Annotated in this window: 1 protein-coding gene; it reads left to right on the forward strand. The window is 65.3% G+C overall.

What is annotated here, in order from left to right:
- On the forward strand, nucleotides 1-288 hold a 288-nt coding region (locus RF641_RS17570), incomplete at both ends, for a helix-hairpin-helix domain-containing protein (protein ID WP_424573734.1).

A 288-nucleotide genomic window follows, 5' to 3' on the forward strand; every position in this document is an offset into this window, starting at 1 on the left:
GGGGGAGGGAACGGGCAGGTTCGATCTGGTGCCCTACTTCTTCACCAAGGCCACCGCGAAGAAGCCCTCGGTGCCAACCAAGAGCACCGAGAAGCTGTTCGACGAGCTGGAGAAGGCCAAGGGCAATCCGCTGTGGCGGGTGCTGGTGGCGCTGTCCATCCGCCATGTCGGACCCAACGCCTCCCGCGCCATCGCCACCCGCAACGGTTCCATGGACGCGCTGCTTGAGGTCATCGATGCCGCCAACGCGGTGGAGGAGCTGAGCCAGATCGACTCGGTGGGCTCCAT

The organism is Arthrobacter sp. 'calajunan' (assembly GCF_046940185.1).
GTDB classification, from domain to species: Bacteria; Actinomycetota; Actinomycetes; order Actinomycetales; family Micrococcaceae; genus Glutamicibacter; species Glutamicibacter soli.